Origin of the sequence: Streptomyces sp. NPDC101191, assembly GCF_044767915.1 — a bacterium.
GTDB lineage: Bacteria > Actinomycetota > Actinomycetes > Streptomycetales > Streptomycetaceae > Streptomyces.
Genome location: NZ_JBIWOU010000003.1, coordinates 103,402 through 119,089, shown reverse-complemented (window position 1 = coordinate 119,089; position 15,688 = coordinate 103,402). Strand labels below are relative to the sequence as shown.

12 protein-coding genes and 1 tRNA gene are annotated in these 15,688 nt (G+C 74.1%); 8 read left to right on the top strand and 5 right to left on the bottom strand.

The genetic code is table 11. The features are described from left to right. Window positions 1-32: 32 nt before the first annotated feature. The 4 genes from tmk to ACIRQF_RS13695 all read left to right on the top strand — a co-directional run bounded on the left by tmk (window position 33) and on the right by ACIRQF_RS13695 (window position 6,470). Complete coding sequence (gene tmk, locus ACIRQF_RS13710) at window positions 33-3,356, top strand: dTMP kinase (RefSeq protein ID WP_404091980.1); 3,324 nt, start codon at window positions 33-35, stop codon at window positions 3,354-3,356. Window positions 3,357-3,452: 96 nt separating this feature from the next. Next, window positions 3,453-4,655 (top strand): DNA polymerase III subunit delta', encoded by a 1,203-nt coding sequence (locus ACIRQF_RS13705; protein ID WP_376626664.1) that lies wholly within the window; start codon window positions 3,453-3,455, stop codon window positions 4,653-4,655. Between the two features lie 110 nt (window positions 4,656-4,765). Next, the gene (locus tag ACIRQF_RS13700) at window positions 4,766-6,301 is read left to right on the top strand and encodes an alpha/beta hydrolase (protein ID WP_404091976.1); all 1,536 of its coding nucleotides are present in this window, start codon (window positions 4,766-4,768) and stop codon (window positions 6,299-6,301) included. A 95-nt stretch (window positions 6,302-6,396) separates the two neighbouring features. Further along, window positions 6,397-6,470 (top strand) — tRNA-Thr (locus ACIRQF_RS13695). 219 nt (window positions 6,471-6,689) lie between these two features. On the opposite strand, the gene ACIRQF_RS13690 is transcribed toward ACIRQF_RS13695, so the two are convergent. Beyond that, window positions 6,690-7,241 carry an EF-hand domain-containing protein gene (locus tag ACIRQF_RS13690; RefSeq protein WP_404091973.1) on the bottom strand — a complete coding sequence of 184 codons (552 nt, stop codon included), beginning with the start codon at window positions 7,239-7,241 and terminating at the stop codon, window positions 6,690-6,692. A 622-nt stretch (window positions 7,242-7,863) separates the two neighbouring features. Beyond that, window positions 7,864-8,652, bottom strand: coding sequence for a signal peptidase I (gene lepB, locus ACIRQF_RS13685; RefSeq protein ID WP_389750874.1), 789 nt, complete (start codon window positions 8,650-8,652; stop codon window positions 7,864-7,866). 127 nt (window positions 8,653-8,779) lie between these two features. Here lepB and ACIRQF_RS13680 point away from each other — a divergent pair, with 127 nt between their 5' ends. Further along, on the top strand, window positions 8,780-9,475 hold the full coding sequence (locus ACIRQF_RS13680) for a pyridoxamine 5'-phosphate oxidase family protein (RefSeq protein ID WP_376626658.1): 696 nt from the start codon (window positions 8,780-8,782) through the stop codon (window positions 9,473-9,475). A gap of 125 nt (window positions 9,476-9,600) precedes the next feature. Further along, window positions 9,601-9,945 carry a VOC family protein gene (locus ACIRQF_RS13675; protein ID WP_376626656.1) on the top strand — a complete coding sequence of 115 codons (345 nt, stop codon included), beginning with the start codon at window positions 9,601-9,603 and terminating at the stop codon, window positions 9,943-9,945. 225 nt (window positions 9,946-10,170) lie between these two features. Here ACIRQF_RS13675 and ACIRQF_RS13670 read toward each other — a convergent pair whose 3' ends face one another. Further along, window positions 10,171-10,953: a sigma factor-like helix-turn-helix DNA-binding protein gene (locus ACIRQF_RS13670; protein WP_404091969.1), complete on the bottom strand. Its 783-nt coding sequence runs from the start codon at window positions 10,951-10,953 to the stop codon at window positions 10,171-10,173. A 24-nt stretch (window positions 10,954-10,977) separates the two neighbouring features. Then, window positions 10,978-11,367 (bottom strand): DUF6479 family protein, encoded by a 390-nt coding sequence (locus tag ACIRQF_RS13665; protein WP_376626652.1) that lies wholly within the window; start codon window positions 11,365-11,367, stop codon window positions 10,978-10,980. A gap of 243 nt (window positions 11,368-11,610) precedes the next feature. Between ACIRQF_RS13665 and ACIRQF_RS13660 the strand changes: the two genes are divergently transcribed. Continuing rightward, complete coding sequence (locus tag ACIRQF_RS13660) at window positions 11,611-12,120, top strand: SigE family RNA polymerase sigma factor (RefSeq protein ID WP_376626650.1); 510 nt, start codon at window positions 11,611-11,613, stop codon at window positions 12,118-12,120. 73 nt (window positions 12,121-12,193) lie between these two features. Next, window positions 12,194-13,519: a hypothetical protein gene (locus tag ACIRQF_RS13655; protein ID WP_404091964.1), complete on the top strand. Its 1,326-nt coding sequence runs from the start codon at window positions 12,194-12,196 to the stop codon at window positions 13,517-13,519. 252 nt (window positions 13,520-13,771) lie between these two features. On the opposite strand, the gene ACIRQF_RS13650 is transcribed toward ACIRQF_RS13655, so the two are convergent. Beyond that, window positions 13,772-15,502 (bottom strand): bifunctional 3'-5' exonuclease/DNA polymerase, encoded by a 1,731-nt coding sequence (locus ACIRQF_RS13650; RefSeq protein WP_404091962.1) that lies wholly within the window; start codon window positions 15,500-15,502, stop codon window positions 13,772-13,774. Window positions 15,503-15,688: the final 186 nt, after the last annotated feature.

Sequence of the window (15,688 nt, the reverse complement as noted above, 5' to 3'; positions counted from 1 at the left end):
GAGGAGCAAGGGCGTCCGGATAGGGTGGACGGATGACGCGAGCAGAGCAGCCAGACACCGACGCCGCACTCGTCGCCGATTCCCGCGAGCGTGCCGTACGGGCCCTCTTGCGCCATCAACCCCTGCGGAGGTTGTGGAGCGCCCAGCTCGTCGGCGGCACCGGCGACGCCCTCGCCCTGATCGTCCTGATCCTGCTCGGTCTCCAGGCGGCCGTCGCGACCGGCGCGCTCGGTGGCGGATACCGGGGCGCCGCGTTCGCCGTGGCCGCCGTCATCGGCGCGCGGATGCTCGCCGCCGCCCTCTTCGGCGCCGTCCTGCTCGGCCCGCTCACCGCGCTGACCGCGCCCGGCGGCCCGCTCGACCGCCGCTGGACCATGATCGGCGCCGACGTCGTCCGGGTCGCGCTGCTCGTCATCGCGCCGCTGTGGATCGACTGGACCCCCGGCAAGGCGCTCTGGTTCCTGCTCGGCACCGTCTTCGTCACCGGCGCCGCCGAACGCCTGTGGACGATCGCCAAGGAGGGCGCCGCGCCCGCGCTGCTGCCCGCCCCGCCGATCGAGGGCGCCGCCGTCCGGCCGCTGCCCGACCACCTCGGCGCGCTGCGCACGCTCAGCCTGCGCACCAGCTTCCTCGCGGTGCCCGCGGCCGCCGCCGTCCTGCTGCTCGCGACGCTCCTCGGCAACCTGCTCGGCGCCGGGATCGACTGGTTCGACCTGCACCAGGCCGCCCTCGGCTCCTACGTCGCCGCCGGGCTCTTCGCCGCCTCCGTCTCCGTCCTGTACGCCCTGGAGCTGCCCGGCGGCCAGACCCCGCGGCCCCGCTCGCCGCTGGAGGGCCTGCGCCGGCCGTCCGCCCCGGGTGACCAGGGAGCCGAGAAGGGCCGTACCGGCGCCCTCGGGCTGCTCGTCCTGGCCTGCGCCACCGTCGCCGCGGCCATCGCCGCGGCCGCGTCCGTCGCCGTGCTCCACGCGTACGACCTGGGCGGCGGGCCCGTCACGTACGCGCTGCTGATCCTCGCGCTCAGCGGCGCCACCGCCGTCGGCATCCGCACCGCCGGTGCCGTCCTCACCGTGCTCTCCCGGCGCCGGCTCTTCGCCCTCGCGGTCGCCGTCACCGGTATCGCCCTGCTCGCGATGGGCCTCGTACCGGACACCGCGACCGTGCTGATGCTCGCCGTCCTCGCCGGCTACGCCGCCGGGGTCGCCGCCCGCACCGGCCACAACCTCGTCGACCAGGAGACCGAGGAGCCCCGCCGGGCCCGCTTCACCGAGCACCTGCAGGCCGTCGTCCGCGTCGGCATCGGAGTCGGCGCCCTCGGCGCCCCGCTGCTCGCCGCCGCGATCGGCCCGCACCGGCTCGCCTCCGGCAGCTTCGTCTTCGCCCACGGCGGCGCCGCCTTCACCCTCATGCTGGTCGGCGCGCTGCTCCTGCCCGTCGCCGCGCTCGTCCTCGCCAAGACCGACGACCGGGCCGGTGTCCCGCTCCGCCGCGACCTGCGCGACGCGGTCCGCGGCGCCGACCCGGCCGAGGCCCGGTCGGCGACCGGCTTCTTCATCGCCCTGGAGGGCGGCGACGGCGCCGGCAAGTCCACCCAGGTCGAGGCGCTCGCCGAATGGATCCGCGCGAAGGGCCACGAGGTCGTCGTCACCCGTGAGCCCGGCGCCACGCCGATCGGCAAGCGGCTCCGCTCGATCCTGCTCGACGTCTCCAGCGCCGGACTGTCCAACCGCGCCGAGGCCCTGCTCTACGCCGCCGACCGCGCCGAGCACGTCGACTCCCTCGTCCGGCCCGCCCTGGAGCGCGGCGCGGTCGTCATCTCCGACCGCTACATCGACTCGTCCGTCGCCTACCAGGGCGCCGGCCGCGACCTGTCCCCGACCGAGATCGCCCGCATCAACCGCTGGGCGACCGGCGGGCTCGTCCCCCACCTCACCGTGCTCCTCGACGTCTCCCCGGAGACCGCCCGAGAGCGCTTCACCGAGGCCCCCGACCGGCTCGAGTCCGAGCCGCCGGAGTTCCACGCGCGCGTGCGGGCCGGTTTCCTCGCCCTCGCCGCCGGTGACCCCGGCCGCTACCTGGTCGTCGACGCAGGCCAGGAGCCCGCGGCCGTCACCACCGTCGTCCGCCACCGGCTCGACCGGATGCTGCCGCTCTCCGAGGCCGAGGTGAAGGCCCAGGAGGAGGCCCGCCGCAAGGCCGAGGAGGACGCCCGCAGGCGCGCCGAGGAAGAGGCCGCCCGCAAGGCCGAGGAGGAGCGCCTGGAGCGCGAGCGCCAGGAGCAGCTCGCCAAGCTGCGCGCCGAGGAGGAGGCGCGGCGCAAGGCCGAGGAGGAAGAGGCACGCCGGCGGGAGGCCGAGCGCCAGGCCGAGGAGGCCCGGCAGCGGGCAGAGGAGGCCCGGATCGCCGCCGAGGAGGAGCGCAGGCGGCGCGAGGCCGAGGAGAAGGCCCGCCGCGAGGAGGAGGAACGGCGCCGCAAGCAGGCCGAGGAGGAGGCCCGGTTGCGGGCCGAGGCCGAGGAGCGCCGCCTGGAGAAGCAGCGCAAGGCCGAAGAGGCCCTGATCCGTGCCGAGGAGGCCCGCAAGCTCGCGGAGGCCGCCGCGGCGAAGGCGGCGGAGGAGGCCGCCCGCAAGGCGAGCGAGGATGCCGCCCGCCGCGCCGCGGAGGAGGCTGCCGAGGCGGCCGCCCGTAAGGCGGCGGCGGAGGCCGCGCGTGCGGCGGAGGCCGCTCGGCAGGAGGCCGAGGCGAAGGCGGCGGCGGAGAAGGCCGCCGTGGAGAAGGCGGCGTCGGACAAGGCCGCGGCCGAGCGGGCGGCAGCCGAGCGCGCTGCCGCCGAGAAGGCCGCCGCGGCGCGTGCCGCTGCCGCCGCCAAGGCGGCGGAGTCGGCGAACGAGATCACCGTGGCGACCCCGATCGTGCAGCCGGACGCGACGCCGGCCGGCCGCCGGGGCGGCAAGTCGGCGGCGACGCCGGAGGACGACGCCGCGCCGACCGTCTCCCCCAACGAGATCACCGTCCCCACCCCGATCGTGAAGCTGGACGACGAGACCACCGTCATCCCGCGGATCCGGGAGGTCGACGAGACCGCCGTACTCCCGTCCGTCCGGGGGAACGATCCGGTCGACCGGGTGCCGCAGGACTTCTTCCGCGACGAGCGGGACGGGCGCGACGGGCGCGAGGAGCAGCCCGGGGCGAACGACCGGACCCGTGAGCTGCCCCAACTCGACGAGCACGGCCGGCCCAGGCGCCGCTCCGACTGGGCCGAGGAGACGCCGCTGGACGACCTGCCGACGCTGGCGGACGAGCTGCTCGGCACCTTCGACGACGAGGACGACGACCGGCGCGGCCGCCGCCGCTGAGCGGTCCGGCCCAGGCCGTGGCACTCCCGCCGGACCGGCGGGAGTGTCAGAGCGGTGCCCCACAATGGGACGCGTACCTGAGGAGGGGCAGCAGACATGGCCGTATGGGACGACCTGGTGGGTCAGCCGCGGGTCGAGGAGCAGCTCGCCGCCGCCGCGCGCGACGCCGACGCGCTCGTGACCGCGCAGGCCGCCGGCGAGCCCGCTCCCGAGGCGTCCAAGATGACGCACGCCTGGCTGTTCACCGGCCCGCCGGGGGCCGGGCGGGACACGGCGGCCCGGGCGTTCGCGGCGGCGCTGCAGTGCGTGAGCCCGGACCGGGCGCTCGGCGGGGCGCCGGGCTGCGGCTTCTGCGACGGCTGCCACACCGCGCTCATCGGCACGCACGCCGACGTCGAGGTGGTGCGCACCGACCTGCTCTCCATCGGTGTGAAGGAGACCCGCGACCTGGTCCGCCGGGCCCAGCTCTCCCCGGCAGGCCGGCGCTGGCAGGTGATCGTCCTCGAGGACGCCGACCGCCTGACCGAGGGCGCGGCCAACGTCCTCCTGAAGGCGGTGGAGGAGCCCGCGCCCCGCACGGTCTGGCTGCTGTGCGCGCCGTCCCTGGAGGACGTGCTGCCGACGATCCGCTCCCGTTGCCGGCACCTGTCGCTGAGCACGCCCTCCGTCGCGGCCGTCGCCGACCTGCTGATCCGCCGGGACGGCATCGAGCCGGAGACCGCCCATGCGGCGGCCCGGGCCACCCAGGGCCACATCGACCGCGCGCGGCGGCTCGCCACGGACGAGCGGGCGCGGGCCCGCCGCTCCGTGGTGCTGAAGCTGCCGCTCCGGGTCGGGGACGTCGGCGGCGGGCTGCGAGCCGCGCAGGAGCTGATCGACGCGGCGACCGAGGATGCCAAGCAGGTCGCCGAAGAGGTCGACGTCAAGGAGACCGAGGAGCTGAAGGCGGCGCTCGGTGCGGCCCAGGGCGGCCGGATGCCGCGGGGCACGGCCGGCGCGATGAAGGAGCTGGAGGAGCGCCAGAAGCGGCGCCGTACGCGGACCCAGCGCGACAGCCTCGACCTCGCCCTCACCGACCTCACCGGCTTCTACCGCGATGTGCTCGCCCTCCAACTGCGGGCGGCGTCCGACCTGGCCAACGAGGACGTGCGGGACTCCCTGGAGCGGATCGCCCGCGACACGACCCCCGAGCGCACCCTGCGCCGGATCGAGGCCGTGCTGGCCTGTCGCGAGGCCCTGGACCGGAACGTGGCGCCGCTGCTCGCGGTCGAGGCGATGACGATGGCGCTGCGCGACTGACGCCGCCCGTGACACGGTCGCCCCCACCCGGGGACGACCCGGGCGCACGGGCCGGGGCGCCCGCAAGGGCGATTGGACACGGTACGTACTGGTCCCGATACGCTCCGGGGATGGACTCCAGGCGCCTCTTCCGCACCTCCACCACGGCCCTCGCGGCGGCCGGGCTGATCCTGTCGGGCTGCACGAGCGGCAGCGGCGCGGCCGCGCCCGCGCCGTCCACCACCTCCGGGGCGCCGGCCGCCTCGCTGCAGAAGTACTACACGCAGAAGGTGTCCTGGCGGGACTGCGGTGTGGCGAACTTCCAGTGCGCCACCGTGCGGGCCCCGCTCGACTACGCGAAGCCGGAGGGCGCCCAGATCGATCTCGCCGTCTCCCGGGCGAAGGCCACCGGCCCCGGCAAGCGGCTCGGCTCCCTCCTGGTCAACCCGGGCGGCCCCGGCGGCTCCGCCGTGGGCTACCTCCAGGGGTACGCGGGCATCGGCTACCCCGCCCCGGTCCGGGCGCGGTACGACCTCGTGGGCGTCGACCCGCGGGGCGTGGCCCGCAGCGAGCCGGTCGAGTGCCTGACCGGCCCGCAGATGGACACGTACACGCAGGCGGACGTGACGCCCGACAGCGCGGCAGAGAAGAAGGCGCTGGAGGGGGCGTACAAGGACTTCGCGGCGGCCTGCGAGAAGCGCTCGGGCAAGGTGCTGCCGCACGTCTCGACCGTGGAGGCGGCGCGCGACATGGACATCGTGCGGGCGGTCCTCGGCGACGAGAAGCTCTCGTACGTGGGCGCCTCGTACGGGACGTTCCTCGGCGCGACGTACGCCGAGCTGTTCCCGCAGCGGGTCGGGCGGCTGGTCCTCGACGGGGCGATGGACCCGTCCCTGTCCGCCGAGGACCTCAATCGCGAGCAGACCGGAGGCTTCCAGACCGCGATCGAGGCCTTCGCCGCGGACTGCGTGAAGCAGAGCGACTGCCCGCTGGGCACGGACTCCGTCCCGGCGGCCCTCGCCAACCTCCAGCGCTTCTTCCGGGAGACCGACGCGAAGCCGCTGCCGACGGGCGAGAGCCGGCAGCTGGGCGAGTCCCTCGCGACGACCGGTGTGATCACCGCGATGTACGACGAGGCCGCCTGGCCGCAGCTGCGGGAGGCGCTGACCCAGGCCATGAGCGGCGACGGCGCGTCGCTGCTCGCCCTGGCGGACAGCTACTACGAGCGGGAGCCGGACGGCTCGTACGCGAACCTGATGTTCGCCAACGCCGCCGTGAACTGCCTGGACCTGCCGCCGGCCTTCACCGGCCCGGCGGACGTCGACGCCTCAGTGGCGTCCTTCGAGAAGGCCTCGCCGGTCTTCGGCCGCAATCTCGCCTGGGCGGCCCTGAACTGCACCTACTGGCCCACCCCGGCCACCGGCCGCCCCCACCGCATCACCGCCGAGGGCGCCGCCCCGATCGTCGTGGTCGGCACCACCCGCGACCCCGCCACCCCCTACAAGTGGGCCCGGTCCCTCGCCGACCAGCTCTCCTCCGGCACCCTTCTCACCTACGAGGGCGACGGCCACACCGCCTACGGCCGCGGCAGCGACTGCATCGACACCGCGATCAACGCCTACCTCCTGGAAGGCACCGCCCCCAAGGACGGAAAGCGCTGCTCATAGCCCCCGCGCCGGCCTCCACGGGGGGTGGTCGGAGCACCCCCGGAAACTGTGTAGACTTGGCGACGCTGCTGCACCCACCATGGGACGCACGGCATGCCGCCTTAGCTCAGTTGGCCAGAGCAACGCACTCGTAATGCGTAGGTCTCGGGTTCGAATCCCGAAGGCGGCTCAGACTGAACCCCAGGTCAGATTCAATCTGACCTGGGGTTCTCTGGTTTCAGCGGACGCGGCGACGGAGTCGGGACCGTGCCGCGCGCGTGGCCGTGGTCTCAGTTCTGGTCCCAGCCGGGGGTTCGGCGGGCCCGGGGATCTGCGGCCGGAGCTGAGGGAGGAACGTGTCTCCCATCCGCCTCACGGCGGGCTTGCTGCCCGTGTGCAGCCTCGCGTGTCAGTCGGACAGGCGTCCGAAGATCAGGCTGCCGGGGGCGTCCAGGTCCGAGGAGTAGAAGAACTCCCTGACGGCGCGGATGAACTCGTGTCGGCTGATGCATCCGTCACCGTCGGTGTCCAGCTGGGCGAAGGTGTCCATGGCGCCGGGGTCGGTGATGTTCCAGACGTCCAAGTACTTCTTGAACTCGGCCTGGCTGATGGTGTTGTCGCCGTCGGTGTCCATGATGTCGAAGACGGCGTGCGGCACGCCCTCGACCATGTTGAAGCGGCTGGTGTCCACGCTCACCGCGCGGATGGCGAAGTGGTACTGCTCCTTGGAGAGACGGTTGGCGCCGTCCGCGTGACGCAGCAGCTCGGCCCACTGCATCTGGTACGAAGCCAGCAGCGCCTGCGCCCGGAGGTCCCTCTTGCCGATCTTGTAAGCGGCGAGGTAGCGGTCGACGATGTGCTGGTAGTCGCTCCAGTCGACGTAGCCGTCACCGTCGGTGTCGGTGGCGGCGAACATCTGGTCCAGCTTGAGGCTGATCGGGTCAGTGGTGGCGGTCGCCATGATTGCCCTTTCTCGAGAGTGAGGTGGCGGCGCGCATCCGCGCGTCCTCCCCGAGGCTAGGCCCGAGATCATTACCAAAAGCTGCCAAAAGCCCATGCCAGGGGCAAGTTCGCTCGATGATGCGAATCCTCTTCTCGGACGGTGTGATCTCAGGTGGATCGGGTATCGCATGCGGTTCTCACGCTGCCTGCGTGCCGGCGATACGCGACCAGTCACCCACCGCTGCCGCTGGAAGTTGTGAACTCGTCATGCGTGAGGTCTCGAGTTCGAATCCCGGAGGCGGCTCAGTTGAAACCCCAGGTCAGATCAACTCTGACCTGGGGCTTCGTGGTTCAGCGGACGCGGCGGCGGATCCGGCACGGGCGGACGGTGGGGCGCTGGTCCCAGCGCCTGCACGATCGCGGCGGTGTGCGCTTCGGCCTCGGCGTCATGACCGTCGCGGTGGACGCCGATCCGGCGGGCGAGGGACGCCGCGCCCGGCTCCCGTTACGGCCTGTCGCGAGGTGCCGGTCGGGGAGCCGCTGCGGGGCGGAAGGGTGATCTGGGCGGCTGGAGGAGTCCGCGCGGGGCGCGCCCAGGGCCCGCCCGGCCGGTCGCGGGGCGGACGGGCCCCGCACCGGGCTCAGTTGGTCGGCGTCAGGTGCGGCTGGTCGAAGGTGTCCGGGACCGGGAGGGTGTCCCAGTGGGAGACCGGCCAGGCGATGACGACGGCGCGGCCCACGACGTCGGTCAGGGGGACCATGCCGCCGCGCGGGTCGGACTGGTGGTAGCGGGAGTCCAGGGAGCTCTGGCGGTGGTCGCCCATCACCCACAGGTGGCCGCTCGGGACCGTGACCTTGAACTGGCCGGGCGCGTCCGTGCTGCACGGGGTGTTGCCGGCGAAGACGTACGGCTCGTCGAGCGGCTTGCCGTTCACCTTCAGCGGGCCCGTGCCCTTGCACTCGATCGTGTCCCCGGCGACGCCGATGACCCGCTTGATCAGGTGCTGTTCGCCGGCCGCCGGCATCAGGCCGATGAAACTCAGGAACTTCTGGGCCGCGTTGGGCTCCGCCACCGGGCGGCCCGCCAGCCAGTCACCGGGATCGCGGAAGACCACGACCTCGCCCCGGTCGGGCTCCGCCCCGAACCACGGGGTGAGCTTGTCGACCAGGACGCGGTCGTCCTGCTGCAGCGTGTTCTGCATGGAGCCCGACGGGATCAGGAAGGCCTGGAGCAGGAACGTCTTGATAAGGAAGGCCATCACCAGGGCGATCGCGGCCAGGAGCGGCAGCTCCAGCCAGGCGGGGCGGCCGCGCTTCGGCTTGCGACCGGCCGGCGGGGCCGGGTCGCCCTCCGGCTCCTCCCGCTCGGACCGCGCCTCGATCGCCACGTCCCCCACTTCCACTCCCCGGTCTCGTCGCACACCTGCCATGCCAACGGACCCTATGCCCCTCACCGCCCCGAAGGTGCCCGTCGGCCGTCCCGCACCACGTTCGAGTGACCCCTGAAGGGTGCCAATAGGGTGGCGGGCACGGCCAGGAGAACGGGGAGGACACCGGATGGGTGAGGAGCTCGAGGTCACCGAGCGCACGCGGCTGCGGCGGATGCGGGAGAAGGGGAGCCACCGGCGGGCCGATCTGGACGCCGTGCTCGCCGCCGGCTTCCTCTGTCACCTCGGAGTCGTCGTGGACGGCACCCCGATGGTGGTGCCCACGGTGTACGGGGTCGACGGCGACCGCGTCTACGTGCACGGCTCCGTCGCCAGCCGGAGTCTCGTGCAGGCCCCCGACGGCGTCGTGTGCCTCAACGTCACGCACATCGACGGGCTCGTGCTCGCGCGGTCCGTCTTCGAGCACGGCGTGAACTACCGCAGCGCCATGATCTACGGCGTCCCGCGCCTCGTGACCGATCCCGAGGAGAAGCTGCGCGGGCTGCGCGCGCTCACCGAGCAGTCCTCGCCCGGGCAGTGGGAGTACGTGCGGCAGCCGAGCCGCAAGGAACTCGCCGCGACCTCGCTCGTGGCGCTCGACCTCACCGAGGCCTCGGTGAAGATCGCGAGCGGGCCCCCGGACGACGGTGACGGGCCGGACGCCGAGCTCGGGCTCTGGGCCGGCGTGCTGCCGCTCGTCACCCGGTTCGGTGAGCCGGTGGCGGATCCGCTGCTGCCGGCCGGGATCGAACCGCCCGCCCACATCGCCGAGCGGGCCGGGCGGGTGGCCGGGGCGCCGTCGGGGGAGCCTGTCGGCGGCGTGTGACCCGTTCGGGTCTGCCCGGCGCCGTCTCGGCGCGCCCCGGGCGCGGGCGGCGGGTGTCATGGCGGGGGGAGCGTTCGCTTCCCCTGTCTCCGGCCCTGCTCGCCGCCATCCCTGAGGAGCACCTCATGCCCATGAACACGGTGATCTTTCCCGTCTCGGACCTCGACCGCGGCAAGGCCCTGCTCACCGCGCTGCTCGGGACCGGGCCCAGCATCGACGAGCCGTACTACGTCGGCTTCGACGTCGACGGCCGGCACTACGGGCTCGACCCCAACGGCCACGGGAAGGGGCTGACCGGGGCCGTGCCCTTCTGGGACGTCGACGACCTGCCCGGCACGCTCCAGAGCCTGCTCGCCGCCGGGGCCCAGGCCGTGCAGGACGTGCAGGACGTCGGCGGCGGCATGCAGGTGGCCACCGTGAAGGACGCGGACGGGAACATGATCGGGATCAGGTCGTCCGCCGGTAGCTAGGCCGCGCGCCCGCCGTCGTCGGTTGTCGGTGGTCGGTCGTCGGTCGGCCCGGTTGGGCGTCGGGCCCTCCGTCGGTGGCCCGGTCGCGGGTGGTCGGGCGGCCGCCCGGCTGGGCGTGAGGCCCTCCGTCAGTGGCCCCTCCGTCGGTGGTCGGGCGGCCCTTTCACCGGTGATCGGCCCGCCTGTTCGTCGGCCGTCGGCCCGTTCGCCCGTGGACCGTCGCCGTCAGGCGGGCCCGGTGAGCGCCAGTGCGTCCAGGGTGTCCCGGGCTGCCAGGACGTCCACCGCCGTGATCCGGCCGTCCAGGACGGTGAACGCGAAAACCGCCTCCGGTCCGCCGCCCGGTGCCGACCGCACCAGGCCCGCCGCGCCGTCGACGAGGGCGAGGCGGGCCTCACGGGTCCGTCCCGCCAGGCTCCGCGCCACCGCGTACGCCCCGTGCGCGGGCTCGGTCCCGGTCCGTACCGCCTCGGCGTCGGCCCGCAGCACCACGTCCGGGTCCATCAGCGCGAGGAGCGCCTCCGTGTCGTCCGCCCGCGCGGCCGCCAGGAACGCCGCGACGGCCTCCTGCTGGCGCGCCGGGTCCGGTTCGGGCATCTCTTCCGTGCCCTGGACCCGGCGTCGCGCCCGCGCGACCAGTTGGCGGGTGGCGGCGGGGGTCAGGTCGACGACGGGCGCGATCTCCTCGTTCGGCACGCCGAAGGCGTCGTGCAGCACGAAGGCCAGCCGCTCGGAGGGCGGCATCGTGTCCAGGACCGCTTCCTCCGGCCCTCGTGGGTCATCGGGTACGGGCGGCCGGTTCGCCCGGTCTCCGGGCTCGCGCCGCGCCTCGCGCGAGCGCAGGAGGTCCAGACACACCCGGGCGAGGGCGTCCAGGTCCGCCTCGGAACCGGTCAGGCGGGAGCCGGCCGCCGTCAGGGCGGCGTCGGCCTCGTCGTACGAGCCGAGCAACCGGAACGCGACCGCGCGCAGTCGCGTCCGGTGCTCCTCCACGCTCACGGTGAGCACGGCGTGCGCGTCCGTCGGGCGGCGTCAGTCGCCGTGGCCGGGTCCGCCGCTGCCGAAGCCTCCGCTGGAGATCCCGCCCCACTTGCGCTTCTCCTCGGTCGGCGGGTCGGGGTTGGGCTCGGAGCCGTCCTTGAGCTGGTAGGGCATGAGCCGGTGCTCGCCGTCGGTCTGCGGCATCTCCGCCGGCCGGCGGTACTCGGTCGTCTCACCGGGGAGTGCGTCGGTGTCGGGCCGGTGGGGCTGGGTCTCGGGGTCGGGCGGGGGGAGTTCCTTGTTCTTGAGCCTGATACCGAGCGCGAAGGCACCGATCAGGACGAAGACCACGACGAGACCGCCGATGACCTGCCCGAGGCCGGACTGCCAGACACCGGCCGCCGTGGTGACCTGTGCCGAATCCACGAGGAAAGTGTTCATACTCCAGCATTACCCCGTTTCCGACCGTTTGTTCCTATGAGTACACCCGAAGTCCTTCGCGGAGCCCGCCCGAAGTCCCTGCGGAGCCCCCCGAGCGCCTTGCAGAGCCCTCCCGCCCCGAAAAACGGGGTGAAACATTTCCCCCGGCCCATCGCGTCAGTGAGGTGTAGGCGCGAACGAGCGCCGAGAAGCACCACGACGCACCACACAAGCGAACTCGTGACAGCGATGGAGGGGAGGGGCATGAGAACGTCCCGCGCGGACGAGTTCCTGGAGTTCGCCTCCGCCCGTACGGGGCATCTGTTCCGCTCGGCATGCCTTCTGACCAGCGGCGACACCCATCTCGCCGAGGATCTGACGCAGGAGACCCTGGGCCGGATGTACGCCCTCTGGGGGCGGGCGAACCGCATCGGAAACCCCGCGGGCTACGCCCAGACCGTGCTCGTACGGACCTTCCTCAGCCACCGGAGGCGCCGCTCGGCCACCGAGCGCCCCCTCGGGGAGCTGCCCGACCGGGCTCCCGAGACCGGCGAGGACCCTGCCCTGCGGATCGCCCTGCTCGACGCCCTCGCCGGCCTCGCGCCCAAGGACCGGGCGGTGGTGGTCCTGCGCTACTGGGAGGACCGCAGCATCGAGGAGACCGCGGACGCCCTGCACGTCAGCTCGGCCGCCGTCCGCACCCGCTCGGTGCGCGCTCTGGCGAAGCTGCGGGAACGGCTCGGCGGAAGCATCGCCGAATTCGCCGCCCGCTGACCCCGGCCGGCGGCCCCGCCGCCCGCCGACCCCATACTTTTCCCACCCACGAACCGGAGACGGTGATCTCGGCATGCCTCAATACGGAGAGCACGGACCGCACGACGAGCTCGACCCGACGGACGGATACTTCGAGGAGGAGCTCGGCGCGGTCCTGCGTCACACCGGCGAAGGCTTCGCCGCCGACGACCGGCGCGAGCTCGTTACCGGCGGGCTCGCCCGCGGCCGGCGCCGGCTGTTCCGCCGCCGCCTGGCCGTGACCGGCGGCGCCCTCGCCCTCGCCGCGATCGGCGTGGGCGGTGTGTACGGCGGTTCGGTCCTCGGCGGCAGCGGCGGCCCCGATCAGGTCTCGGTCGCCGGGCCCAAGCCGGGCGGCAGCAGCAGCGGCGCCGCCGAACAGGGGAAGGGCATGGCCGAGATCCCCGTCACCGATCTCGCCGCCGTCCTCAAGGCGAACACCCCGGCCGGGGACTGGCAGATCGACAACCTCGGGGGCACCGGTCAGGCCGTCTCCGGCATCTACGACGACGGCAAGGGCAAGGCGGCCGTCTCCGTCGGCCTCTACCGCGCCGGCAAGAGCGCCGAGACCGGTCTCGACCAGGTGACCTGCCCGGACAAGGCGGCCGTCCCGTACGACGCCTGCACGACCGCGCGGGTGCCGGGCGGCGGGCGGCTCATGGTCTTCCAGGGGTACGAGTACCCGGACAAGCGGGTCCTCACCAAGAACTGGCGGGCCGTGCTGCTGACCGCGGACGGCTTCATCGTCGACGCCAGCGAGTACAACGCGCCGGCCGAGAAGGGCGCCGAGATCAGCCGCGAGACCCCGCCGTTCGGCGCGGCCCAGCTCAAGTCGCTGGTGCTGGCGGACGGCTGGCGTCCGCTGCTGAAGCAGCTCCCCGTTCCCGTGCCCCCGAAGGGGAAGCCGACCGCCGGTGACGCCGCCCCGCCGGCGGAGCCCAGCCCCGCCGTCGTCCAGGCGACCCTGCGCTCGCTGCTGCCCAAGGGCAAGGGCCTCAAGGTCGTCGACAAGGGCGGCGAACAGGGCTACGGCTACCTGGTCGTCGACGACGGCAAGGGCGCGAGCCTCGTCGGGATCGACGTGCAGCCCCACATGAACGACGTCCGCGACGACCTCTTCGGCACGGGCGACGTCCAGACCCTGCCCGACGGCACCGTCGTGAAGCTGGACAAGCGGCCCGGCGAGAAGGGCGGTGCGGGCGTCGTCTGGTGGAGCGCCGACACCATGGCCACGGACGGCTTCCGGGTTGTCGTCTCCTCGTTCAACACCGCCGCCCAGCACGAGGCCGCGACCCGCGCGGAGCCGGCGCTGACCACCGAGCAGCTGAAGGCGATCGCGCTCAGCCCCAAGTGGCGGCAGCTGACCGGGAGCGCGCGCTGATCGCGGCACCGGTCGGGCCGTTCTGAGTGACCGCGCGTACTGATCGCGGCACCGGTCGGGCCGTTCTGAGTGACCGCGCGCGTTGATCCCGGGGTGGTCAGGCCGCATCGAACGTGAGGGTCCGGGTCCCGGCGGGGGCCCGGGCCCTCGCTTCTCCGCGGCCCAGCCCGCCCCGCCGTCGGACTGTCCCCGCCTCGGGCGGCCGAGCAGCCGGGCCACGGCCAGGATGGCGGGTCGGGTCCTGCCGGGTCGTCACTTCGCGTCCGAGTACCTCTCGACGGTCGCCGTCGTGAACGGGAAGCGCACCGGCGTCTCGCCGAACGCGATCCGTCCCGCCTCGTCGCCCGCCGCGCGGATCGCCGCCGTCACCGCCTCGGCCTCCTCCGCCGGGCAGTGCACGATCACCTCGTCGTGCTGGAAGAAGACCAGCTCGGCGCGCATTCCGGCGGTGGCGCGCCGCAAGGCCGCCAGCATCAGCAGGGCCCAGTCGGCGGCGCTGCCCTGGACGACGAAGTTGCGGGTGAACCGGCCCCGGGCGCGGGCGTCCGTCGACGCGTAGCCCGGCACGTACCCGTCCGCCCCGCCCTCCTGGGAGCCCCCGGACCCCGGTGGGCCCCCGGAGTCCGGGGGCAGCTCGGACGGGGGGATGCCCGCCTCCCCGTCCTCGTCGGTGCCCGCCGCCCGTGGGCTGGTGCGGCCCAGCCAGGTCCGTACGAGCCGGCCCTCCTCGCCCGCCCGGGCCGCGTCGTCCACGTACGCGACCGCGCGCGGGAAGCGGCGGCGCAGCGCGGCCAGGTTCTTCAGACCGTCACCGCTGGTCTGCCCGTAGATCGCGCCCAGCAGCGCGAGCTTGGCGTGGTCGCGGTCGCCGGAGAAGGCCCGGTCGGACAGCCGGGTGTACAGGTCGTCGGGGTGCCCCGCGACCTCCATCAGCCCCGGGTCGCGCGAGATCGCGGCCAGCACCCGCGGCTCCAGCTGGTCGGCGTCGGCGACCACCAGCCGCCAGCCCTCGTCGGCGACCACGGCCCGCCGTATGACCTTCGGGATCTGCAACGCGCCACCGCCGTTGGTGGTCCAGCGGCCGCTGACCGTGCCGCCCGGCAGGTACTCGGGACGGAAGCGCCCGTCCCGCACCCAGTCGGCCAGCCAGGACCAGCCGTGCGCGGTCCAGATCCGGTACAGCTTCTTGTACGCGACGAGCGGGGCGACGGCCGGATGCGCGATCTCCTCCAGCTCCCAGCGCCGGGTGGACCGCACCCGGATGCCGGCCTGCGCGAAGGCCTTCAGGACGTCGGCGGGCAGATCCGGTCTGACCCGGCGCCCGAAGGCCGCGGACACCTCGTCCGCCAGCTCCGCGAGCCGGCGCGGCTCGCCCCCGCCCGCGTACCGCTCGCCGAGCAGCTCGTGCAGCAGCTCCCGGTGCACGTCGGCCCGCCACGGCAGCCCGGCCCGGTGCATCTCGGCGGCGATCAGCATCCCCGCCGACTCCGCCGCCGTGAGCAGCCGCATCCGGCCGGGGTGCTCGGCCCGGTCGTGGCGGTGCTGCTGTTCCGCGTACACGGCGAGAAGCGCGTCGAAGGGGAGTGTCGTGGTGGTGGCCGCCGGCTCGAAGAGGGAGTCCTGCGTGGTCGGTTCGGCGGCTCTGAGTGGCGGGTCGGGCGGCACCGGCGCGTTCCGGAGCCGGGCCCATGCGGCCGCTGCCGAGCGGGGCTCGCCGAGCCGGCCCTCGTGACCGAGGAGGAGCTGCTCGGCGTCCTCGATGTCGTAGCACCGCTCCACCCGCACGCCCGCGGCGAGCAGCCGCGGATACACCTCGGCGGTGTTCCGCCACACCCAGCGGGCGACGTCCGGCCGGGAGCGGACGGCCGCCACCAGGTCCGCCTCGCGCCGCACCTCCCCGGCGGGCAGGCCGTCGCCGCCGAGGGGGACGAGCAGTGCCCCGTCCCCCTCCGGCTCGGGCGCGAGCGCCCACCTTTCGTTCACGGGTGCGAGTCTGGCACCCAGCACTGACAAAGGGGGCTTTCGGGCCGTTCTGTCTGGTAATGCCGTCAGGTGCCAGGGAGACGCCGTCAGGGCGGCGCGCCGTCGGGTCGCCGGGCGGCGGGGGCGGCGGTCGTCGGGCCGTCGGGTCGCCGGGCTGCGGGCTGCCGAGCGGTCGGGGCCTCGGGA

What these genes read in the sequence shown, in the direction of transcription:
- tmk (WP_404091980.1), top strand. Translation starts at nt 33, where the DNA reads ATGACGCGAGCAGAGCAGCCAGACACCGACGCCGCACTCGTCGCCGAT.
- ACIRQF_RS13705 (WP_376626664.1), top strand. Translation starts at nt 3,453, where the DNA reads ATGGCCGTATGGGACGACCTGGTGGGTCAGCCGCGGGTCGAGGAGCAG.
- ACIRQF_RS13700 (WP_404091976.1), top strand. Translation starts at nt 4,766, where the DNA reads ATGGACTCCAGGCGCCTCTTCCGCACCTCCACCACGGCCCTCGCGGCG.
- ACIRQF_RS13690 (WP_404091973.1), bottom strand. Translation starts at nt 7,241, where the DNA reads ATGGCGACCGCCACCACTGACCCGATCAGCCTCAAGCTGGACCAGATG.
- lepB (WP_389750874.1), bottom strand. Translation starts at nt 8,652, where the DNA reads ATGGCAGGTGTGCGACGAGACCGGGGAGTGGAAGTGGGGGACGTGGCG.
- ACIRQF_RS13680 (WP_376626658.1), top strand. Translation starts at nt 8,780, where the DNA reads ATGGGTGAGGAGCTCGAGGTCACCGAGCGCACGCGGCTGCGGCGGATG.
- ACIRQF_RS13675 (WP_376626656.1), top strand. Translation starts at nt 9,601, where the DNA reads ATGCCCATGAACACGGTGATCTTTCCCGTCTCGGACCTCGACCGCGGC.
- ACIRQF_RS13665 (WP_376626652.1), bottom strand. Translation starts at nt 11,367, where the DNA reads ATGAACACTTTCCTCGTGGATTCGGCACAGGTCACCACGGCGGCCGGT.
- ACIRQF_RS13660 (WP_376626650.1), top strand. Translation starts at nt 11,611, where the DNA reads ATGAGAACGTCCCGCGCGGACGAGTTCCTGGAGTTCGCCTCCGCCCGT.
- ACIRQF_RS13655 (WP_404091964.1), top strand. Translation starts at nt 12,194, where the DNA reads ATGCCTCAATACGGAGAGCACGGACCGCACGACGAGCTCGACCCGACG.